This is a genomic window from Pseudomonas sp. MWU16-30322, from assembly GCF_020515535.1.
In the GTDB taxonomy this organism is placed as follows: domain Bacteria; phylum Pseudomonadota; class Gammaproteobacteria; order Pseudomonadales; family Pseudomonadaceae; genus Aquipseudomonas; species Aquipseudomonas fluorescens_H.
This window is the reverse complement of sequence record NZ_JAIWYL010000008.1, coordinates 1-20,583: the sequence shown is the minus strand read 5'-3', so window position 1 is coordinate 20,583 and position 20,583 is coordinate 1. Positions and strand designations below refer to the sequence as shown.

Sequence of the window (20,583 nt, the reverse complement as noted above, 5' to 3'; positions counted from 1 at the left end):
GCCCATGAGTCTGGGTATAGCTCAAGTCACGCGGTGGCGGGGGCGATGAAGGCGATCCCGGTGCGCAGTGCCGCGTTGCGCACGTGCTCCTGCATGGCTTTCTGGGCGGCAGCGGACGCCCGGCGGGCCAGGGCACGAAGGATCTTGCGGTGCTCCTGCCAGGTTTCCATCGCCCGTTCGGCGCGGATGAACGGTAGCTTCTGACTCTCGAGAAAGATTTCGGCGCTGACGGTGAGGATGCTCAGCATCGCCTGATTGCCGCTGGCCAGCAGAATGCGCCGGTGGAATTCGAAGTCGAGTTTCGCCGCGGCCTCGAAGTCTCCAGCCTTCAATTGCTCGCGCATCGCCGCGACGTTGTCCTCCAGCGCATCCAGATCGAACGTGCTCAAGGTCACCGCCGCCAACCCGGCGGCAAAACCCTCCAGTGCATAGCGCAACTGAAAGATATCCAGCGGCGAGGCCTGCGCCGCGAACGGCCAGCCCGGGGCATTTTCACCGTGTCCAAGTTCCACCGGCGCCTGCACGAACACGCCTTTGCCCGGCTGGATGCTGACCACGCCCAGCGCACTGAGCGACGACAGCGCCTCACGCAACGACGCCCGGCTGACCCCCAGTTGCACCGCCAGGTCCCGTTGCGACGGCAACGCATCGCCCGCGCCGAAACCCTGTTCGGTGATCAGTTTGCGGATCGCTTGCAGCGCCACTTCGGGTACGGCGCGGGAGATCGAGTTCATGGTTTTTCAGACGAGCCAGGCCAAGGTGCGGCTAGTTGTAAAGCTATTCGCCGGATCCGGCAAGTCGTGCCCCAGCGGGGTTCGGCGTCCGCTGTCGATGCGCTATCGAGGTGCGAAAAACCACCTGACTGTTCAGACCAGTAAGACCGAACAAACCCGGCAAACCCGCGGCCTGCCGGGGATAAATCCGGGTATTGGCACGGCGCGTGCTCTGTCCGATCGCAGAAAACACTTCCCGCCGATCCGGAGATTTGCCATGAGCCTGCGTTACAGCGCCCTCCTCACCGCCCTGTTTGCCAGCCTGCTGCTGAGCCAGGCCCCCGCCCACGCCGACGGTCTGGACGACGTGGTCAAACGCGGCACGCTGAAAGTCGCGGTGCCCCAGGACTTCCCGCCATTCGGCTCGGTCGGCCCGGACATGAAACCCCGTGGCCTGGACATCGACACGGCAAAGCTGCTGGCCGACCAACTCAAGGTCAAACTTGAACTGACCCCGGTCAACAGCACCAACCGCATCCCGTTCCTGACCACCGGCAAGGTCGACCTGGTGATCTCCAGCCTGGGCAAGAACCCGGAGCGCGAGAAAGTCATCGACTTCTCCAACGCCTACGCGCCGTTCTACCTCGCCGTGTTCGGCCCGCCGGACGCGGCAATCAGCAGCCTCGACGACCTTAAAGGCAAGACCATCAGCGTCACTCGTGGCGCCATCGAAGACATTGAGCTGACCAAGGTCGCCCCCGAAGGCGTGACCATCAAGCGTTTCGAAGATAATAACTCGACCATCGCCGCCTACCTCGCCGGGCAAGTCGACCTGATCGCCAGCGGTAACGTGGTGATGGTCGCCATCAGCGAGAAGAACCCGAAACGCGTACCGGCGCTGAAAGTGAAGCTAAAGGATTCGCCGGTCTACGTTGGCGTGAACAAGAACGAGCCAGCGCTGCTGGGCAAGGTCAACGAGATCCTCGCCACCGCCAAGGCTGACGGCGCGCTGGAGAAAAACTCGCAGACCTGGCTCAAAGAGCCGCTGCCGGCCGATCTCTGATCGATCGCGCGGGAGACAATTGATGGCTTATCAGTTCGATTTCATGCCGGTGCTGCAAAACACCGATCTGTTGCTGCGCGGCGCACTGTTCACCCTGGAACTGACGGCCATTGGCGCGCTGTTCGGGATCGGCGTGGGCATTGTCGGCGCGCTGGTGCGGGCGTGGAACATCCGCCCGTTCTCGGCAATCTTCGGCGTCTACGTCGAGTTGATCCGCAACACGCCATTCCTGGTGCAACTGTTCTTCATCTTCTTCGGCCTGCCCTCGCTCGGGGTGCAGATTTCCGAGTGGCAGGCGGCGGTGCTGGCGATGGTGATCAACCTCGGTGCGTATTCGACCGAGATCATCCGCGCCGGCATCCAGGCGATTCCGCGCGGACAACTGGAGGCCGCCGCCGCACTGGCGATGAGCCGTTTCGAGGCGTTCCGTCACGTGATCCTGCTGCCGGCGCTGGGCAAGGTCTGGCCGGCCCTGAGCAGCCAGATCATCATCGTCATGCTCGGCTCGGCGGTGTGTTCGCAAATCGCCACCGAGGAGCTGAGCTTCGCCGCCAACTTCATTCAGTCGCGCAACTTCCGCGCCTTTGAAACCTATGCGCTGACCACGCTGATCTACCTGTGCATGGCGCTGCTGATCCGCCAGCTGCTGAACTGGGTCGGTCGCCGCTATATCGCGAGGAGCAGCCGATGAGCGACTTCACCTTCTGGGACATCCTGCGCAACCTGCTCACCGGCCTGCAATGGACGCTGGCGCTGTCGCTGGTGGCGTTCATCGGCGGCGGCCTCGTCGGGCTGCTGATTCTGGTGATGCGCATTTCGAAAAACCGCTTGCCGAGCAACATCGCCCGCACCTGGATCGAGCTGTTCCAGGGCACGCCGTTGCTGATGCAGCTGTTTCTGGTGTTCTTCGGCGTAGCGCTGGCCGGGATCGAGATCTCGCCGTGGTCGGCCGCGGCGATTGCCTTGACGCTGTTTACCAGTGCCTATCTGGCGGAGATCTGGCGCGGCTGCGTCGAAGCGATCCCCAATGGCCAGTGGGAAGCCTCGTCGAGCCTGGCGCTGAATCCGCTGGAGCAGTTGCGCTACGTGATCCTGCCGCAGGCGCTGCGCATCGCCGTGGCGCCGACCGTGGGCTTCTCGGTGCAAGTGGTCAAAGGCACTGCGGTGACCTCGATCATCGGTTTCACCGAGCTGACCAAGACCGGCGGCATGCTCGCCAACGCCACCTTCGAACCATTCATGGTCTATGGCCTCGTCGCCCTCGGCTACTTCCTGCTCTGCTACCCCTTGTCGCTCAGTGCGCGCTACCTGGAAAGGAGACTGCATGCCTCTGCTTAGAATTTCCGCCCTGCATAAATACTACGGCGATCATCACGTACTCAAAGGCATCGACCTCAGTGTCGAGGAAGGCCAGGTGGTGGCGATCATCGGCCGTAGCGGCTCGGGCAAATCCACCCTGCTGCGCACCCTCAACGGCCTGGAGTCGATCAACGACGGGGTGATCGAAGTCGACGGCGAATACCTCGACGCCGCCCGCGCCGACCTGCGCAGCCTGCGACAGAAAGTCGGCATGGTGTTTCAGCAGTTCAACCTGTTCCCGCACCTGACCGTCGGCGAAAACGTGATGCTCGCGCCGCAGGTGGTGCAGAAAGTACCCAAGGCCAAGGCTGCGGAGCTGGCGCGCAAAATGCTCGAACGCGTAGGCCTTGGAGAGAAATTCGACGCCTTCCCGGATCGCTTGTCTGGTGGTCAGCAACAGCGCGTGGCGATTGCCCGGGCATTGGCGATGTCGCCGAAAGTGTTGCTGTGCGACGAAATCACCTCGGCGCTGGACCCGGAACTGGTCAACGAAGTGCTCGCTGTGGTGCGCCAACTGGCCAAGGAAGGCATGACCCTGATCATGGTCACCCACGAAATGCGCTTTGCCCGGGAGGTCGGCGACAAACTGGTGTTCATGCACCATGGCAAGGTGCATGAGGTGGGGGATCCGCAGGTGTTGTTCGCCCATCCGCAGACGGCGGAGCTGGCGAATTTCATTGGGACGGTCGAAACGACAGCCTGAAGGATTTGCAGTGGCTGTAATAGCCTCTTCGCGAGCAAGCCCGCTCCCACTTGGAATGCGGTCACCTGTGGGAGCGGGCTTGCTCGCGAATGGCCGCGCCGCGGTCTCAAGCTTTTATGCGCAGGATCAACGGTTTGAGCCATGCGCGTTGGCGCCAGCGTTTGATCGTGGCACGATGGCGGGGTTATCGACCGAGACCCCCAGACCATGCCGCAATCCAAAGCCAAGAATCTGTCCCTGATCGCCGCAATCGACCTGGGCTCCAACAGCTTCCACATGGTCGTGGCCAAGGCCCAGAACGGTGAAATCCGTATCCTGGAGCGCCTCGGAGAGAAAGTGCAGCTCGCCGCCGGTATCGACGATGAGCGCCATCTCAACGAAGAATCGATGCAGCGTGGCCTCGACTGCCTCAAGCGTTTTGCCCAACTGATCAACGGCATGCCGCTGGGCGCCGTGCGGATCGTCGGCACCAACGCCTTGCGCGAAGCGCGCAATCGCCTGGAATTCATCCACCGCGCCGAAGAAATCCTCGGCCACCCGGTGGAAGTCATCTCCGGCCGTGAAGAAGCCCGGCTGATTTATCTGGGCGTTTCGCACACCCTCGCCGACACCCCGGGCAAGCGCCTGGTGGCCGACATCGGCGGCGGCAGTACCGAATTCATCATCGGGCAGCGTTTTGAACCGCTGCTGCGCGAAAGCCTGCAAATGGGCTGCGTCAGCTTCACCCAGCGTTACTTCAAGGACGGCAAGATCACCCCGGCCCGTTACGCCCAGGCGTATACCGCGGCACGGCTGGAGATCATGAGCATCGAACACGCCCTGCACCGCCTGACCTGGGATGAAGCCATCGGCTCCTCGGGCACCATCCGCGCCATCGGTCTGGCGCTGAAGGCCGGCGGGCATGGCACCGGCGAAGTGAATGCCGAAGGCCTGGCGTGGCTGAAGCGCCGACTGTTCAAACTGGGTGACGTCGACAAGATCGACTTCGAAGGCATCAAGCCTGACCGCCGGGCGATCTTCCCCGCAGGTCTGGCAATTCTCGAAGCGATCTTCGACGCCCTCGAACTGCAACGCATGGATCACTGCGAAGGCGCGCTGCGTGAAGGCGTGCTCTACGACTTGCTCGGCCGCCATCACCACGAAGACGTGCGCGAGCGCACCCTGACTTCGCTGATGGAGCGTTACCATGTCGACCTGGAACAGGCCGCGCGGGTAGAACGCAAAGCCCTGCACGCTTTCGATCAGGTCGCCAAAGACTGGGAACTGGACGACGGCATCTGGCGTGAACTGCTGGGCTGGGCGGCGAAAGTCCACGAAGTCGGCCTCGACATCGCGCACTACCACTATCACAAGCACGGCGCCTACCTGATCGAGCACTCGGATCTGGCCGGGTTCTCCCGAGAAGACCAGCAAATGCTCGCCCTGCTGGTGCGCGGCCATCGCCGCAACATCCCCAAGGACAAGTTCGCCGAATTCGGTGACGACGGCGACAAGCTGATCCGCCTCTGTGTGCTGCTGCGCTTCGCGATCCTGTTCCACCACATCCGTGGCACCCAGGCGATGCCGCAAGTGACGCTGCATGCCAAGGGCGACAACCTCGACGTGGAATTCCCGGAGAACTGGCTGGATGAGAATCAGCTGACTCAGGCCGACTTTGGTCTCGAAGCCGACTGGCTGACGCGGGTTGGCATCGTCCTCACTGTTCACTGAGTTAAATTTCAGCTGCAAAAAAGGCGATCCTTCTGGATCGCCTTTTTTATTGGGTTCGACTTGAGTGCGGGTGTGGACCTGCCCCTCACCCCAGCCCTCTCCCGAGGGAGAGGGAGTCGATCCGTGTTGTTTTCAAAGCCTGACTTCGACCCGATATTTCAGGTCGGCGTAACTCGACCATTCATCTCGGTCAGTCCCCTCTCCCTCGGGGAGAGGGTTAGGGTGAGGGGTTTTTGACCTTCAAGGCCTCAGCTGCTCACCGGCAGAATCGGGCTGCCCAGCCGCTCCAGCAACGTCGCCTGCGCACTGCGCGGGTTCTGGTTGCCGGTTGGCGTGTTGCGGATGTAACGGCCATCCGACTGCAGGCTCCAGCTGTGGGTGTTGTCGGTCAGGTACAGCTCCAGCTCTTTCTTGACGCGGGTCAGCAGCTTCTTGCCTTCCACCGGGAAGCAAGTCTCGACGCGCTTGTCGAGGTTGCGCTCCATCCAGTCGGCGCTGGAGAGGAACATCTGCTCCTCGCCACCGTTGAGGAAGTAGAACACCCGGGTGTGCTCGAGGAAGCGACCGATGATCGAGCGCACATGGATGTTGTGCGAAACCCCGGCGATGCCCGGACGCAGGCAGCACATGCCACGCACCACCAGATCAATGCGCACGCCGGACTGGCTGGCCTTGTACAGCGCGCGGATGATCTTCGGATCGGTCAGCGAGTTGAACTTGGCGATGATGTGCGCCGGTTTGCCATCGAGGGCGAACTGGGTCTCCCGGGCAATCATGTCGAGCATGCCCTTCTTCAGGGTGAACGGCGCATGCAGCAGCTTCTTCATGCGCAGGGTTTTACCCATGCCGATCAACTGGCTGAACAGTTTGCCGACGTCTTCGCAAAGCGCGTCATCGGAGGTCAGCAGGCTGTAGTCGGTGTACAGACGGGCGTTGCCGGCGTGGTAGTTACCGGTGCCCAGGTGCGCGTAACGCACGATCTCGCCGGCCTCGCGACGCAGGATCAGCATCATCTTGGCGTGGGTCTTGAAGCCGACCACGCCGTAGATCACCACCGCACCGGCCGCTTGCAGACGGCTGGCCAGTTGCAGGTTGGACTCTTCGTCGAAGCGTGCGCGCAGTTCGATGACCGCGGTCACTTCCTTGCCGTTACGCGCGGCGTCCACCAGCGCATCGACGATTTCCGAGTTGGCGCCGGAGCGGTACAGGGTCTGGCGCACGGCGAGAACATGCGGGTCTTTCGCCGCCTGGCGCAGCAGGTCGACCACCGGGGTGAACGACTCGAACGGGTGCAGCAACAGGATGTCCTGCTTGCTCACCACGCTGAAAATGTTCTCGCTGTTCTGCAGCAGTTTCGGGATCTGCGGGGTGAACGGCGTGTATTGCAGCTCCGGGTGGCTGTCCAGACCGGTGATGCTGAACAGACGGGTCAGGTTGACCGGGCCGTTGACCTGATACAGCTCGGTCTCGCTCAGGTTGAACTGCTTGAGCAGGTAGTCCGACAGGTGTTTCGGGCAGGTGTCGGCGACTTCCAGACGCACCGCATCACCGTAGCGCCGCGAGAACAGTTCGCCACGCAGGGCGCGCGCCAGGTCTTCGACGTCTTCGGAGTCGAGCGCCAGGTCGGCGTTTCGGGTCAGGCGGAACTGGTAGCAGCCCTTGACCTTCATGCCCTGGAACAGGTCATCGGCGTGGGCGTGGATCATCGACGACAGGAACACATAGTTGTCGCCCGGGCCGCCGACTTCTTCCGGAACCTTGATGATCCGTGGCAGCAGGCGCGGTGCCGGGATGATCGCCAGACCGGAGTCGCGACCGAAGGCGTCGATGCCTTCCAGTTCGACGATGAAGTTCAGGCTCTTGTTCACCAGCAACGGGAACGGGTGCGTCGGGTCGAGGCCGATCGGGGTGATGATCGGTGCGATCTCATCGCGGAAGTAGCGGCGCACCCAGGTCTTGATCTTGGTCGTCCAGTGACGGCGACGGATGAAGCGCACCTGATGCTTTTCCAGCTCCGGCAGCAGGATGTCATTGAGGATCGCGTACTGGCGGTCAACGTGACCGTGCACCAGCTCGCTGATCCGCGCCAGCGCCTGATGCGGTTGCAGACCATCGGCACCGGCCTGTTCGCGGGCGAAAGTGATCTGCTTCTTCAGGCCGGCGACGCGGATCTCGAAGAATTCGTCGAGGTTGCTGGAGAAGATCAGCAGGAACTTCAGCCGCTCCAGCAACGGATAGGACTCGTCCAGCGCCTGTTCCAGCACGCGGATGTTGAACTGCAGTTGCGAGAGCTCGCGGTGGATGTACAGGCTGCTGTCATCCAGCCCCGGGATCGCAATCACTGGCGCCGCCGCGACGGGTTCGGTGACCGGCGCGGGTGGCGCAGGCTCCAGTTCCGGCGGGGTTTCGGTGATTTGCTCCACCACCGGTTGAGCTTCTTTTACTGCAGTTTCAGTGAGTCCTTCGGTATTCATCGAATGTTCCTGGGAGGGCTATTTCTGCTCTCGTAACAATTGAGCGGCACGGACAGCAAAGTAAGTCAGGATGCCATCAGCGCCGGCACGTTTAAAGGCGGTCAGTGATTCAAGAATCACCGCCTCGCTCAACCAGCCATTCTGGATCGCCGCCATGTGCATGGCGTATTCGCCGCTAACCTGATAGACGAAGGTCGGCACCTTGAAGGCATCTTTTACCCGGAAAAGAATGTCCAGGTACGGCATGCCGGGCTTGACCATGACCATGTCCGCGCCTTCAGACAAGTCCGCACCGACTTCGTGCAGCGCTTCGTCGCTGTTGGCCGGGTCCATCTGATAGGAGGCCTTGTTGGCCTTGCCCAGATTCGCTGCCGAACCCACGGCATCACGGAACGGCCCGTAATAGGCGCTGGCGTACTTGGCCGAGTAGGCCATGATCCGCACGTTGACGTGACCGGCCAGCTCCAGCGCCTCGCGGATCGCCTGGATGCGACCGTCCATCATGTCCGATGGGGCCACGACCTGAGCGCCGGCTTCGGCGTGGGACAAAGCCTGTTTGACCAGTGCGTCGACGGTGATGTCGTTCTGCACGTAGCCTTCTTCGTCGAGAATTCCGTCCTGACCGTGGGTGGTGAACGGATCGAGCGCGACGTCGGTAATCACTCCCAATTCCGGGAAACGCTCACGCAAGGCGCGGGTGGCGCGCTGGGCAATGCCCTGCGGGTTCCAGGCTTCGGCAGCGTCGAGGGATTTCAATTCGGTTGGCGTGACCGGGAACAGCGCCAGCGCCGGGATCCCCAGTTCGACCCATTGCGCCGCCTCTTCAAGCAGCAGATCGATGGTCAGACGTTCGACACCGGGCATCGAGGCCACGGCTTCGCGACGGTTTTCACCCTCAAGCACGAACACCGGCAGGATCAGGTCATCGACCGTCAGCACGTTTTCCCGTACCAGCCGGCGCGAAAAATCATCACGACGGTTGCGGCGCAAACGCGTGGCTGGGAACAAACGGTTGGCAGGGGTAAAGCTCACGGCAGACTCCTGAGCCCGCGCAAACGGGCGAGCGTGACAGTTATAAGCGGCCATTATGACCAACAGATTACAGTTGTGCGCACCCCGTGACATGTAGCCGCATTCCATTGTCAGCGTAGGAATTGTTCACGTCGAGACACATTTCGACACTTTCCTGAATGTGTCCGAAGGGTTAGGCTGCGCGTTCATTTCGCCAGCACCCAGACAATGCTCCAACAATTTCTGCATGACTTCGGCTACTTTGCCTTGTTCCTCGGCACGTTCTTCGAAGGCGAAACCATCCTGGTGCTCGCAGGCTTCCTCGCGTTCCGTGGATACATGGACATCAACCTGGTGGTGGTCGTGGCGTTCTTCGGCAGCTATGCCGGCGATCAGCTGTGGTACTTCCTGGGGCGCAAACACGGGCGCAAATTACTGGCGCGCAAACCGCGCTGGCAGATGATGGGCGACCGCGCGCTGGAACACATCCGCAAGCACCCGGACATCTGGGTCCTGAGCTTCCGCTTCGTCTATGGCCTGCGCACGGTGATGCCGGTGGCGATCGGCCTGTCGGGGTATCCGCCGGGACGTTATCTGCTGCTCAACGGCATCGGTGCGGCAATCTGGGCCACCGCCCTCGCGGCCGCCGCCTACCACTTCGGCGCGGTGCTCGAAGGCATGCTCGGCAGCATCAAGAAGTACGAACTGTGGGTCCTCGGCGCGCTGCTGGTGCTGGGTGTCGGCCTGTGGCTGCGTCGCCGCTTCAAGAATGCGCGCCTGGCCAAGCAGGTTTACGCCGACGAGCAAGCCGCAAAAGCGGCGCACCTGCTTCAAGCGGAGCAAACCAAACCCGCCGAACCTAAGACGCCAGCCGAGTAACGCGCTGGCGACAGCCATACAGCCCGATGCCGCTGAGCAGGCTGTAACCGAGCAAACCAGCCCAGGCCAACGGGCTGGCCGGCCATAGCCCGAGCAGCGGCGCCAGCCACACCAGCGGCAGGTTCGACGCCAGCCGCAGCAGCTCGACCGACAACGCCCATGGGCGACTTTCCAGCGCCACCCCCAGCACAAACAACCCCCACGCCACCGCGCCCCACCCCAGCACCAACGCGGCGATCGGCAGATGCTGCGCCTGCCCCATCAGGTAACTGCCCAGCGCGATATAGACGCAGAACTGCAAGGCCACATACCACTGACGGCGGCTGTCGAGCGGCACTTCGAATTTGCGGAAGCGGCTCAGGTCCGGCTTGTTCAGCGGGTACTTGGCCGCGACATCCGCCGGACGCCAGCCAGTGCGCATGAACCAGATTCGCAGCTTGTCCCACGGGCGTTCGGCGCGGCGGGCGTCGTCCCACAGCTGCGCATAAAACTGCACGTTGGCCCACAGCGGATTCCAGCTCGCCAGCGGCGTGGTCACACCGAATATCACTGGCTCGTTGTCGTCCTCTTCCTGGAACGTGCCGAACAGCCGATCCCAAAGAATGAACACCCCGCCGTAGTTGCGATCCATGTAGAGAGCGTTCTGTGCATGGTGGGCCCGATGATTGGATGGCGTAACGAAGAACCACTCGAACCAGCCGAGCTTGGGAATGTGCCGGGTGTGCACCCAGAACTGATACAGCAGATTCATCGCCGCGACGCTGACAAACACCAGCAGCGGCACGCCGAGCACGGCCATCGGCAAATAGAAGATCCAGCCCAGCAGAAACCCGGTACTGGTCTGGCGCAACGCCGTGGAGAGGTTGTACTCCTCGCTCTGGTGATGCACCGAGTGCGCGGCCCAGAGAATGTTGCGCTCGTGGCCCAACCGGTGCAGCCAGTAATAGCAGAAGTCATAGAAGACGAAGGCCAACACCCAGACCCAGAGGCTGTCGGCCGACAATCTGATCAGCGCCAGATGATCCAGGGCAAACGCATACGTCAGCAGCCCAACCCCCTTGGTCAGCAGGCCGGTGGTGGTCGACAACACCCCGGCGCTGAGGCTGTTGACAGAGTCGGCGAGGCGATAGTGGCTGGTCCCGCGCCAGCGATCGGCAAGCAGCTCGGCGGCCATCAGCACGAAGAAAAACGGCACTGCATACAGAATGAAGTCCATGGCGCGCCCCGGTCGGATTCTATGGACAGATCCTAGGTGTAGCCGCCCTTTCCCCCTATGGCAACGCGCGACAATTTAGTGGACATTTAGCGCCATGAACCTGGAGAGAAACCCATGAGCAAAAAAGTTGCAGTGATCCTGTCCGGCAGCGGCGTGTACGACGGCGCCGAGATCCACGAGAGCGTCATCACCCTGCTGCGCCTGGATCAACGTGGCGCGCAGGTGCAATGCTTCGCCCCGAACATCGCGCAATTGCATGTAATCAATCACCTGACCGGTGAAGAAATGCCCGAGACGCGCAACGTGCTGGTCGAGTCGGCGCGCATTGCCCGCGGCAACATCAAGGACATCCGCGAGGCCAACGTCGATGACTTCGACGCGCTGATCGTGCCTGGCGGTTTTGGTGCGGCGAAGAACCTCTCGAATTTCGCCGTTGAAGGCGCCGGCTGCAGCGTGCAGCCGCAAGTGCTGGAACTGGCCGAAGCGTTCGCCGAAGCGGGTAAACCGGTGGGCCTGATGTGCATCTCGCCGGCACTGGCGGCAAAGATCTACGGCCCGGGCGTGACCTGCACCATCGGCAACGATACCGACACCGCCACCGCGATGAACAAGATGGGCGCCACCCACGAAGACTGCGCGGTGACCGACATTATCGAAGACAAGGCACGCAAACTGGTGACGACCCCGGCTTACATGCTGGCGCAGAACATCAGTGAAGCGGCTTCGGGGATCAACAAACTGGTCGATCGGGTGCTCGAACTGACCCACGAGAACGATGTTTGATCTCTGACTGCATGCAGAGCGAAATGTGGGAGCGGGCTTGCTCGCGAAAGCGGTGTGTCATTCCAATCAATGTTGTCTGATACGACGCCTTCGCGAGCAAGCCCGCTCCCACATGGGGTTTGTGTTTGGCTCAGGGCTGGCGGATCAGCCGGGTGAGAATCCGGTCCAGCGCATTGGCAAACGCCTGCTTTTCGCGCTCGCCGAACGGTGCCGGGCCGCCGCTGATCTGGCCCTGTTCGCGCAGGTCGGTGAACAGGTTGCGCACCGCCAGTCGCTCGCCCATGTTCTGCGCGTCGAACTCCTTGCCGCGCGGATCCAGCGCCGCCACGCCCTTCTTCACCAGACGATCGGCCAGCGGAATATCGCTGCAGATCACCAGCTCACCGGGCACGGCGTGCTCGACCAGATAATCGTCCGCCGCATCCGGGCCGCTGGGCACCACGATCAGTTTGACGATGGCCAGCCCCGGTTTGGTCTGCGGCTGCCCGGCCACCAGCACCACTTCGAACTGACGCTTGAGGGCGAACTTCACCACCAGATCCTTGGCGGCCCGGGGGCAGGCGTCGGCATCGATCCATACACGCATGATTTTTTTCCTCTTCTAAAAGCATCGCGGGCAAGCCCGCTCCCACAAGGTTAACGCTAAACCTGTGGGAGCGGGCTTGCCCGCGAATGTGAGCGCCAGCGAATGCTTTTTAAGCGACGACCCGCCGCTTCTCGGCCATCCGGCTCCGCCCATACAACACAACAATCGCCAGAATCGCCAGCGCCTGCGCTGTCAGCGAATAGGCATCGGCATGAATCCCCAGCCAGTCGAATTCAAAGAACGCCACTGGCCGCGTGCCAAAGATCCCGGCTTCCTGCAGCGCTTTCACGCCATGCCCGGCAAACACCACCGACAACGCACAGAGCAGACCGGCGTTGATGCTGAAGAACAGCGTCAGCGGCAGTTTCGCCGAGCCACGCAGGATCACCCAGGCCAGACCGATCAACAGCACCAGCGCCGTCGCACCACCGGCCAACACCGCGTCGTGCCCGGCGGGGCCGGCCTGCAGCCACAGGGTTTCGTAGAACAGGATCACTTCGAACAACTCGCGGTACACCGAGAAGAACGCGAGGATCGCGAAGCCGAAACGCCCGCCGCCGCCCACCAGACTCTGCTTGATGTAATCCTGCCAGGCCGCCGCGTGCCGCCGGTCGTGCATCCACACGCCGAGCCACAGCACCATGACGCTGGCGAACAGCGCCGTAGCGCCCTCAAGCAGTTCCCGCTGCGAGCCGCTGACGTCGATCACATACGCCGCCAGCGCCCAGGTGCCAAGCCCGGCGAGCAGCGCCAGGCCCCAACCGATGTTGACGTTGCGCACTGCCGACTGCTGGCCGGTGTTGCGCAGGAACGCGAGGATCGCCGCCAGCACCAGAATCGCTTCGAGGCCTTCGCGCAGCAGAATCAACAGGCCGGAAATGAAGCTCAGCGACCAGCTCAGGCCATCGCTGCCGAGCAGTTCGGCGGACTCTTTCAACTTGCCCTTGGCCGCGTCCAGGCGCTGCTCGGCTTGCGCCACCGGCAAGCCGTCCTGCAACGACTGACGGTAGGCCATCAGCGATTTTTCGGTGTCCTTGCGCACGTTGGCGTCGACGTTATCCAGCGAGCTTTCGACCAGTTCAAAACCTTCCAGATACGCCGCCACCGACAGGTCATAGGCCTGATCGCGATCACCGGCGCGATACGCCGCCAGGCTCTTGTCCAGCGTGGCGGCGGTATAATCGAGCAACTGCGCCGGGCCGCGCTTGACCTGCGGTGGCTGGGCGCGCTGAGCACGGAAGGTCGCCGCCGCTTGCGGGCCTTCGGCGGCCTGCACCTCGGCCGGGGTCTGGCGCGCCAGATCGGCAATGTTGAAGGTCTTGTCGGACTTGGCTGCGGCCGGGTCGGCACTGAAACCGGCAATGTAGGTCGCCAGATCCCAACGCTGACGGTCGTCCAGTTGATCGGCGAACGCCGGCATGTCGGTGCCTTCGACGCCTTGGCCGAGGGTGCTGTAGATCGCGTACAGGCTCAGGTGATCGATGCGTGCGGCATCGCGCAGATTGGCCGGCGGCGGCGTCATGCCGAGGCCCGCCGGGCCGTCGCCGGCACCGCTGGCGCCGTGGCACACCGAGCAGTTCTGGGCGTACAGCGGCGCGCCCCGGGTCGGATCAGGAGTGATGATCGGCGCCTGGCTGACTTCATACGCCACCGCCAGTTGCGCCCCCAGTTGTCGGGCCTGACGCGCGACTTCAGCGCCGTCCTGCTTCGCGGTGATAGCCGCATGCAGAGCCTCGACGCCCTGCTCCAGCGCCGCCTTCTCCGGTTTGGCCGGCAGGCCGCCGATCAACCCCTGCAACACCTGGGTGAATTCCAGTTGCTCACGGTACTCGCCGTCGTCGACCACCTTGCCCGCCTCGACCGTCGGCGGGTAGTCGGCGCTGATGTAATCGAGCAGGTGCAGCGCCTGCGGGGCGCCTTCCACGGTGTCGGCCAGCAGGCTGGAACTGCTCAGGGCCAACAGAGGGAACACCAGCCAGGCCAGGAATCGGGACGCGGCAGTCATGAATGAGTCTCAAATGGAAATGCGAAGTTACATATTGTTCACTTCGAACGCTTTTCACTCAAGCTCTGTCGATGTCTCGTGGCGTTTTAACGCAGCGCGACGGGTGTGTTGCGGTAATGCTCCAGCATGAATTCGACGAACACCTGCACCTTCAGCGCGACATGCCGGGCATGCGGATAGAGCGCGTAATAGTGGCGCTGCCCCAGGTTGTAGTTGGGCAGGATCTGCACCAGCCGACCACTGAGCAGATCCTCCTGCACCGTGGCCCGGGTGAACGCGGCGATACCGACCCCGGCCAGCGCGGCAGCATGCAACGCACTGATCGAATCGGCCTTGAAGCGGCCCTGCGCGCGCACGCTGCTGGTGAGCCCGCGCGCATCGGTCAGCGTCCAGTCACTGCCACCGGCAAACGCCAGCAACTGATGCTCGGCGAGTTCGCGCACCAGACGCACCAGACCATTGCGCGCCACGTAAGCCGGCGAAGCCACCAGCAACATGTCCGAGACGGTCAGCAACCGCGCCACCATGGATGAATCGGCCAGGGGTCCGCAGATGCGCAGGGCTACATCGAAGCCCTCGGCGATCAGATCGACGAAACGGTCATCGCAGGACAGGTCCACCTCAATCTCGGGATAGCGCTGCTGGAATGCCGGCAGCCAGCTCGCCAGTTCCAGCGTACCGATCACCATCGGTGCACTGATGCGCAGCACACCGCTGGGGCTTTCATGGGCCTGACCGACCGCCAGCGCGGCTTGATCGAGGCGTTCGAGAATGTCCACGCACGCCGCGTAATACTGCTGCCCCGCCGTGGTCAGGTTGAACCCACGAGTGTTGCGGTTGATCAGCTGCGTGCCCAGTTCGCTTTCCAACTGCTGCAACTGTCGGGAGATCGTCGAGTGAGTGGTGTCGAGGCGCTCGGCAGCGGCGCTGAACCCGCGACACTCGACGATGCAACGAAACGCGCGCATGGCTTGCAGTTGATTCATTGAAGTCCCGCAATGGTTAAGCGTCAGGCCAGCAAGGCTAGCCCAAACCCCGCATCCATCCCACCGGTAAATCCGCCGCGTGATCCAAATGATCTGTGCAATCAGCAAACAAAAACCACGCATCACTTGGCCACTATTGCCGCCTATAATGCGCCACCTCGTCGCATTTCCCGCTCAAGGATGAACCCCCCTCATGCGCCACCGCTTGCTGCTGCCCCTGTTGATCACCGCTGTTGTGCAACTGAGCGGCTGCGCCGCGTATCGCAACTACGACCTGGAACTGCAACAGACCACCGACCAGTTCAAGGCCGGCAATATCGACGGCGCCCTGGCGCTGATCGAAGCGCACAACCCGGATCCGGAAAAAGACCTGCTCTACTACTTCGAAAAGGGCGCCGTCCTCAGCGCCGGCGGCGCGCTGCCGCAGAGCCAGACAACCTGGCGCAGCGCCGAGCAGATGATCATCGAGCGCCAGGACACGATCGAGACCACCGGTGACAAGTTGCTCGCGGCGATGGGCGATCACTGGGGCGGCATCATCAATGACAAGCTGCGGCGCTACGATGGCTACGACTATGAAAAAGTCATGCTGACCACGCAAATGGCCCTCAACCAATTGGCACTGAATGACTTCGACGGTGCCCGTGCCGACATCAAGAAAACCCACGAACGCGAATCGCTGATCGCCCGGCAGCGGGAGCTGGAATACGAACGTATCGAAGATGCGGCCAAGGCCCAGGGCGCGCGCGTGCACTACAAGGACCTGCAGGGTTATCCGGTGGTGATGCTCGAATCCCCGGCAGTGATTGCCCTGAAAAACGGTTACCAGAGCGCGTTCAGTCACTACCTCGCCGGCTTCACCTATGAGGCGCTCGGCGAAAAAGACCTGGCGGCGCCCGGTTATCGTCAGGCCATCGAGCTGCGCCCGGACATGCCGTTTTTCCAACAGGCACTGCGCGACCTCGACAGCCCCGGAATCAAGGCCGACGAAAGCGATGTGCTGATCATCGTGCAAAGTGGTCTGGCACCGGCCCGCAGCTCGGTGCGCGTACCGTATCCGGTGCAGCTCAAGGACGGTCAGGTGATCGTCGCCAACATTTCCTTCCCGGTGATGGTGCCGGATAACTCCACCGCGCCGTTCAATCAGGTCCGCATCGACGGTCGCGAGAAAAAGCTGATCTCGGTCAACAGCATCACCGATATGTCTTTGCGCACACTGCGTGACGACATGCCCGGGATTATCCAGCGCACCACCTACCGGGCGTTCCTCGCGGCGGACGTTCAAGGTACCGACAATCGCCGCAATCCGGCCAAGGCCTCCTACGTCACCCAGTGGGATGGTTTCGAGCAGGCCGACACCCGCACCTGGCGCACCCTGCCCAACCTGACACAGGTCGTGCGCCTGCGTCTGAAAAAGGGCGAGCACCAGATCAGCCTGCCGAACACTTCAGGCGCTCCACTGAACATCCGCATCGACCAGAATCGCCAGATGATCGGCCTTCGCGTGCTGGGCGAGCGGATTTACGCAAACGGCAGCGCTTTTCAACCTGCCACGTCGGTGGGAAATCGCGTATCCGCCGTGAAATAAGTAATGGCACCAAACTAACAAGTGCGATTAAAAAGCTATTACATGGCCAGCATCGCCCGCTTATAATGCCGCGCCCGCGCTATAGCGACGCGGCATAAAAGCTCCTCTGGTTATGAGGAATTGGCAGGAGGCCAGCGCCACTGTCGATGGGTCACACCAGCCCGACCAGCACCGGCGGCTGATGCAGTTTCTAGCTCAGGGAAGAAGTACCCCCATGGCATTGCGCACTCCCACCTTGATCGCGCTCAGCGCTGTCACCCTGCTGTCCGGCTGTTCGGCGTTTCGCAACTACGATTCGGAACTGGCCCAGACCAACCAGCAACTGGCCACCGGCAACGTCGATGCCGCGCTGACCCTGCTGGAAAAAAACAACACCGGCCCCGACAAAGACCTGCTCTATTACTTCGAGAAAGGTGAGTTGCTGCGCGCCAAGGGCGACCTGTCCGGCAGCCAGAACGCCTGGACCAGCGCCGATCAGGTGGTCGGGCAGTGGGAAGATTCGGTCAAGCTCGACTCCGGCAAATACCTGGCGCAGTTCGGCAGCTTCATCGTTAACGACAAGGTCCGTCGCTACGAAGGCTACGACTACGAAAAAGTCATGCTGACCACGCAGATGGCCCTCAACCTGCTGGCGGTCAACGACTTCGACGGTGCCCGCACCGCGATCAAGAAGACTCACGAACGTGAAGCGGTGATCGCCGACCTGCGTGACAAGGAATACCTCAAGAGCGAGGAAGAGGCCGAAAAAGAAGGCATCAAGACTCAGTACAAGGATCTGCAGGGTTACCCGGTCGCCAGCCTCGATGCGCCAGAAGTGGTCAGCCTGAAAAACAGCTACCAGAGTGCGTTCAGCCATTACCTGGCCGGTTTCGTCTACGAGGCCCTGGGCGAGAAAGACCTGGCTGCGCCGGGCTACCGCAAAGCCGCCGAACTGCGTCCGAACACGCCGCTGCTGGAGCAGGCGCTGGTCAATCTGGACAAGCCGACCAAGAGCGACGACAGCGATATCCTGATCGTGGTGCAAAGTGGCCTGGCGCCGGCGCGTGACTCGATCCGCGTGCCGCTGCCGTTGCCGATCTCCAACAACGTGGTGATCACCCCGCTGTCGTTCCCGATCATCAAGCCTGACACCTCTACCGCACCGTTCGCGCAGATTGGCGTCGATGGCCAGCAAGTCAACCTGACCGCCCTCAACAGCACCACCGCCATGTCCCGTCGCGCCCTGCGCGATGACATGCCGGGGATCATCGTCCGCACCACCGTGCGCGCGATCACCAAAGGTGTGGCGCAGAAGAAGATCAACGAAACCAACCCGCTGGCCGGCCTCGCCGTGGGTATTTCTTCAGCGGTGCTGGAAGGTGCCGATACCCGTACGTGGCGCACCCTGCCGGACAACACCCAAGTGGTGCGTCTGCGCTTGAAGAAAGGCGAACACCAGGTCAGTCTGCCGAGCGCCGTCGGTGGCTCGGTGGTCAAGGTCACCGTCGATCAGCGCTACCAGGTGATCAGCCTGCGCGCCGTGGGCAATCAGGTGTTCGCTGCGGGCCTCGCCGCCCACGTCATCCCGAGCGCCGGCGCGACCAACGTCGCCAGCCTCAAACAACCTTAAGAACGGAGTCTTTGCATGCGCTTGAAACTCTTCGCCGTTGCCGCTCTCGCCGTCCTGGCCAGCGGCTGCGCCACCCCGCCACCACCGGAGCCGGGCAGCGCCGCGAGCAAGGTCGTGGCCATGGGTCCACAGAAACACATCGCGGTCGGCGCCATGCGCGTCGCCCGTGAGAACGGCTTCATGACCGTCAATGTGCAGTTGACCAACACCCTCAACAGCAACAAGACGTTCTACTACCGTTTCGCCTGGCTGGGCCCGGAAGGTTTCCCGATCGCCGAAGAAGAAGTCTGGAAAAGCCAGATGATGTACGGCGCCCAGACCAGCTTCATCCAGGGCATCGCCCCGACCCCGAAAGCCGTGGATTTCCGCCTGGAACTCAAGACGCCTTAAGTCCGCCACCCTATTTCTGTTTTAGAGAGCATTCCCATGTTTGCACGCTTTTCCTTGATCGCCGTCCTCGCCCTGCTGGCTTCCGGTTGCGCCAACACCTCGCCGACCCTGGGCAGCAAGAACATCAGCTACGGCGACACCAAAGCGGTTGAAACCGTGACCAACGAATTCGGTTCGACCGACCTGCAAATGATCGCCGAATCGATGACCCGTTCGCTGGCCCAGTCCGGCATCCTGCAGGGCCGCCCGGTGGTGCAGGTCTACGACGTGAAGAACAAGACCAGCGAGTACATCGATACCCGCGAAATCACCACCAGCATCAAGACTCAGCTGATGAAGTCCGGCACCGCCCGCTTCGCCAGCGACAACACCGCGATGCAGAGCCAGGTCGACCAGCTCAAGCTGCAAAACCAGAGCGGTCTGTACAAGAAGAGCACCGTGGCCAAGACCGGCAACATGATCGCTGCCAAATATCGCCTGGAAGGCTCGATCAGCTCGATCGTCAAGCGCAGCAGCGACTACAAGGACGTCTTCTACAAATTCAGCCTGCAACTGATCGACGTTGAAAGCGGTCTGGCCGAGTGGATGGACGAAAAAGAGATCCGCAAAACCACGGAGCGTTAATTGATGCGCACATGGATTGGCATGATGGCCCTGGCTTGCGCGTTCAGCGTGCAAGCGGCCCCGAAAGTCGCGGTAACGGATCTGGCGTATCAGGAACGGGTGGAGCAGTACATCCACATCGTTTCGGCGCAGAACAATTATCGCGAGGGTTATTACAGCTCCAGTGGTTCCTCGAACTACAACGAGCTGGAAGCGACCACCAGCTACATCGAACAAGGTGAGCTGCGTAAATTCACCGGCGACATCAAGGGTGAAATCCTCCGCACCGGGATGTTTCAGCTGGTGCAGGGCACGCCGTACACCGCGTCGTCCAAGGGTGACGTGTACGACGTGATCAAGCGGATCAAGGCCGGCAACTTCAAGGGCGCCGACTATGTACTGTTCGGCACCGTGTCGGATATCGACTTCACCCAGGACATGAACGAGCTGGCGCACACCGACAGCTATTCGGCGGTTTTGGGCCTGACGCTGGTGGCCGATTTCAGCCTGATCAACACCAAGACCTACGAGATCACTTCGGCCTTCACGGCGATGGGCGAAGCGCAGGACACCAAACTGGTGAACGGCCGCGACATCAAGATCTCGCTGAACCGCCCTCGGGTGGTACGTGAAGTGTCCAAGGCTTTGGGTGAGGACGTTGCCGGGCAGCTGAGCCAGCAGCTCGGTGGCGGCGGGTACGAGCAGCCGCGCGAAGCGCCGCAGCGCAACAACTTGCCGCGTGATACCGCGCCGGTGATCTTGCGCTGACTCTTGGCTGAACGCGTTCTGTGGCGAGGGAGCTTGCTCCCGCTGGGCTGCGAAGCAGACCCAAAAGCTTGTGAGCGCTGCGCACTCAAGCGGGAGCAAGCTCCCTCGCCACAATTGAGCGTCACTCCAAAGTCTTG

At 62.0% G+C, this 20,583-nt stretch carries 19 protein-coding genes; 12 read left to right on the top strand and 7 right to left on the bottom strand.

All coding sequences use genetic code 11. The annotated features are described in order from the left end of the window. Positions 1-26: 26 nt before the first annotated feature. The gene (locus tag LCH64_RS17345) at positions 27-734 is read right to left on the bottom strand and encodes an FCD domain-containing protein (RefSeq protein WP_226500845.1); all 708 of its coding nucleotides are present in this window, start codon (positions 732-734) and stop codon (positions 27-29) included. 256 nt (positions 735-990) lie between these two features. On the opposite strand from LCH64_RS17345, the gene LCH64_RS17340 reads away from it, so the two are divergent. The 5 genes from LCH64_RS17340 to ppx all read left to right on the top strand — a co-directional run bounded on the left by LCH64_RS17340 (position 991) and on the right by ppx (position 5,548). After that, entirely contained in the window at positions 991-1,776 is a 786-nt protein-coding gene (locus LCH64_RS17340) for a transporter substrate-binding domain-containing protein (RefSeq protein WP_201136280.1), read from the top strand. 22 nt (positions 1,777-1,798) lie between these two features. Next, positions 1,799-2,467, top strand: coding sequence for an amino acid ABC transporter permease (locus LCH64_RS17335; protein ID WP_103483655.1), 669 nt, complete (start codon positions 1,799-1,801; stop codon positions 2,465-2,467). After that, positions 2,464-3,114, top strand: coding sequence for an amino acid ABC transporter permease (locus tag LCH64_RS17330; RefSeq protein ID WP_226500844.1), 651 nt, complete (start codon positions 2,464-2,466; stop codon positions 3,112-3,114). Before LCH64_RS17335 ends, LCH64_RS17330 begins: the two co-directional genes overlap by 4 nt. Then, positions 3,101-3,838, top strand: a complete 738-nt coding sequence (locus LCH64_RS17325) for an amino acid ABC transporter ATP-binding protein (RefSeq protein ID WP_103483657.1) — start codon at positions 3,101-3,103, stop codon at positions 3,836-3,838. The genes LCH64_RS17330 and LCH64_RS17325 overlap by 14 nt, the downstream gene beginning before the upstream one ends. A gap of 207 nt (positions 3,839-4,045) precedes the next feature. Continuing rightward, positions 4,046-5,548 carry an exopolyphosphatase gene (gene ppx, locus LCH64_RS17320; RefSeq protein WP_003229345.1) on the top strand — a complete coding sequence of 501 codons (1,503 nt, stop codon included), beginning with the start codon at positions 4,046-4,048 and terminating at the stop codon, positions 5,546-5,548. 248 nt (positions 5,549-5,796) lie between these two features. On the opposite strand, the gene ppk1 is transcribed toward ppx, so the two are convergent. Together ppk1 and hemB are read right to left on the bottom strand one after the other, a co-directional pair. Continuing rightward, complete coding sequence (gene ppk1 / locus LCH64_RS17315) at positions 5,797-8,022, bottom strand: polyphosphate kinase 1 (protein ID WP_003229347.1); 2,226 nt, start codon at positions 8,020-8,022, stop codon at positions 5,797-5,799. Between the two features lie 18 nt (positions 8,023-8,040). Next, positions 8,041-9,054 (bottom strand): porphobilinogen synthase, encoded by a 1,014-nt coding sequence (hemB, locus tag LCH64_RS17310; RefSeq protein ID WP_226500843.1) that lies wholly within the window; start codon positions 9,052-9,054, stop codon positions 8,041-8,043. 207 nt (positions 9,055-9,261) lie between these two features. Between hemB and LCH64_RS17305 the strand changes: the two genes are divergently transcribed. Then, complete coding sequence (locus LCH64_RS17305; protein WP_003229351.1) at positions 9,262-9,912, top strand: DedA family protein; 651 nt, start codon at positions 9,262-9,264, stop codon at positions 9,910-9,912. On the opposite strand, the gene LCH64_RS17300 is transcribed toward LCH64_RS17305, so the two are convergent. Then, a complete protein-coding gene (locus LCH64_RS17300; protein ID WP_226500842.1) occupies positions 9,893-11,128 on the bottom strand; it encodes a sterol desaturase family protein in 1,236 nt (411 codons plus the stop codon). The two genes, LCH64_RS17305 and LCH64_RS17300, sit on opposite strands and share 20 nt — an antisense overlap. Positions 11,129-11,242: 114 nt before the next feature. Between LCH64_RS17300 and elbB the strand changes: the two genes are divergently transcribed. After that, a complete protein-coding gene (gene elbB, locus LCH64_RS17295) occupies positions 11,243-11,911 on the top strand; it encodes an isoprenoid biosynthesis glyoxalase ElbB (protein ID WP_201136275.1) in 669 nt (222 codons plus the stop codon). A gap of 130 nt (positions 11,912-12,041) precedes the next feature. Here the strand turns inward: elbB and LCH64_RS17290 are convergent, their stop codons facing one another. The 3 genes from LCH64_RS17290 to LCH64_RS17280 all read right to left on the bottom strand — a co-directional run bounded on the left by LCH64_RS17290 (position 12,042) and on the right by LCH64_RS17280 (position 15,488). Continuing rightward, a complete protein-coding gene (locus LCH64_RS17290) occupies positions 12,042-12,497 on the bottom strand; it encodes a YaiI/YqxD family protein (RefSeq protein WP_226500841.1) in 456 nt (151 codons plus the stop codon). Positions 12,498-12,606: 109 nt separating this feature from the next. Continuing rightward, positions 12,607-14,502: an FTR1 family protein gene (locus tag LCH64_RS17285; RefSeq protein WP_226500840.1), complete on the bottom strand. Its 1,896-nt coding sequence runs from the start codon at positions 14,500-14,502 to the stop codon at positions 12,607-12,609. Positions 14,503-14,588: 86 nt separating this feature from the next. Continuing rightward, a complete protein-coding gene (locus LCH64_RS17280; protein ID WP_226500839.1) occupies positions 14,589-15,488 on the bottom strand; it encodes a LysR family transcriptional regulator in 900 nt (299 codons plus the stop codon). A gap of 193 nt (positions 15,489-15,681) precedes the next feature. Between LCH64_RS17280 and LCH64_RS17275 the strand changes: the two genes are divergently transcribed. From LCH64_RS17275 to LCH64_RS17255, 5 genes are all read left to right on the top strand, one after another. Then, positions 15,682-17,076, top strand: coding sequence for a hypothetical protein (locus tag LCH64_RS17275; RefSeq protein WP_226500838.1), 1,395 nt, complete (start codon positions 15,682-15,684; stop codon positions 17,074-17,076). A 214-nt stretch (positions 17,077-17,290) separates the two neighbouring features. Then, positions 17,291-18,685 (top strand): hypothetical protein, encoded by a 1,395-nt coding sequence (locus LCH64_RS17270; RefSeq protein ID WP_226500837.1) that lies wholly within the window; start codon positions 17,291-17,293, stop codon positions 18,683-18,685. Positions 18,686-18,700: 15 nt separating this feature from the next. After that, entirely contained in the window at positions 18,701-19,075 is a 375-nt protein-coding gene (locus LCH64_RS17265) for a YcfL family protein (protein WP_003229363.1), read from the top strand. 36 nt (positions 19,076-19,111) lie between these two features. After that, positions 19,112-19,699 (top strand): penicillin-binding protein activator LpoB, encoded by a 588-nt coding sequence (gene lpoB / locus LCH64_RS17260; protein WP_003229365.1) that lies wholly within the window; start codon positions 19,112-19,114, stop codon positions 19,697-19,699. 3 nt (positions 19,700-19,702) lie between these two features. Further along, positions 19,703-20,446, top strand: coding sequence for a hypothetical protein (locus tag LCH64_RS17255; protein ID WP_003229366.1), 744 nt, complete (start codon positions 19,703-19,705; stop codon positions 20,444-20,446). Positions 20,447-20,583: the final 137 nt, after the last annotated feature.

Bases quoted from the DNA above. Each gene is read 5' to 3' on its own strand.
- LCH64_RS17275 (WP_226500838.1), top strand. From the start codon at position 15,682: ATGCGCCACCGCTTGCTGCTGCCCCTGTTGATCACCGCTGTTGTGCAA.
- LCH64_RS17290 (WP_226500841.1), bottom strand. From the start codon at position 12,497: ATGCGTGTATGGATCGATGCCGACGCCTGCCCCCGGGCCGCCAAGGAT.
- LCH64_RS17325 (WP_103483657.1), top strand. From the start codon at position 3,101: ATGCCTCTGCTTAGAATTTCCGCCCTGCATAAATACTACGGCGATCAT.
- ppx (WP_003229345.1), top strand. From the start codon at position 4,046: ATGCCGCAATCCAAAGCCAAGAATCTGTCCCTGATCGCCGCAATCGAC.
- LCH64_RS17255 (WP_003229366.1), top strand. From the start codon at position 19,703: ATGCGCACATGGATTGGCATGATGGCCCTGGCTTGCGCGTTCAGCGTG.
- LCH64_RS17270 (WP_226500837.1), top strand. From the start codon at position 17,291: ATGGCATTGCGCACTCCCACCTTGATCGCGCTCAGCGCTGTCACCCTG.
- LCH64_RS17280 (WP_226500839.1), bottom strand. From the start codon at position 15,488: ATGAATCAACTGCAAGCCATGCGCGCGTTTCGTTGCATCGTCGAGTGT.
- LCH64_RS17340 (WP_201136280.1), top strand. From the start codon at position 991: ATGAGCCTGCGTTACAGCGCCCTCCTCACCGCCCTGTTTGCCAGCCTG.
- LCH64_RS17300 (WP_226500842.1), bottom strand. From the start codon at position 11,128: ATGGACTTCATTCTGTATGCAGTGCCGTTTTTCTTCGTGCTGATGGCC.
- LCH64_RS17330 (WP_226500844.1), top strand. From the start codon at position 2,464: ATGAGCGACTTCACCTTCTGGGACATCCTGCGCAACCTGCTCACCGGC.
- LCH64_RS17345 (WP_226500845.1), bottom strand. From the start codon at position 734: ATGAACTCGATCTCCCGCGCCGTACCCGAAGTGGCGCTGCAAGCGATC.
- ppk1 (WP_003229347.1), bottom strand. From the start codon at position 8,022: ATGAATACCGAAGGACTCACTGAAACTGCAGTAAAAGAAGCTCAACCG.
- lpoB (WP_003229365.1), top strand. From the start codon at position 19,112: ATGTTTGCACGCTTTTCCTTGATCGCCGTCCTCGCCCTGCTGGCTTCC.
- LCH64_RS17265 (WP_003229363.1), top strand. From the start codon at position 18,701: ATGCGCTTGAAACTCTTCGCCGTTGCCGCTCTCGCCGTCCTGGCCAGC.
- LCH64_RS17285 (WP_226500840.1), bottom strand. From the start codon at position 14,502: ATGACTGCCGCGTCCCGATTCCTGGCCTGGCTGGTGTTCCCTCTGTTG.
- elbB (WP_201136275.1), top strand. From the start codon at position 11,243: ATGAGCAAAAAAGTTGCAGTGATCCTGTCCGGCAGCGGCGTGTACGAC.
- LCH64_RS17305 (WP_003229351.1), top strand. From the start codon at position 9,262: ATGCTCCAACAATTTCTGCATGACTTCGGCTACTTTGCCTTGTTCCTC.
- LCH64_RS17335 (WP_103483655.1), top strand. From the start codon at position 1,799: ATGGCTTATCAGTTCGATTTCATGCCGGTGCTGCAAAACACCGATCTG.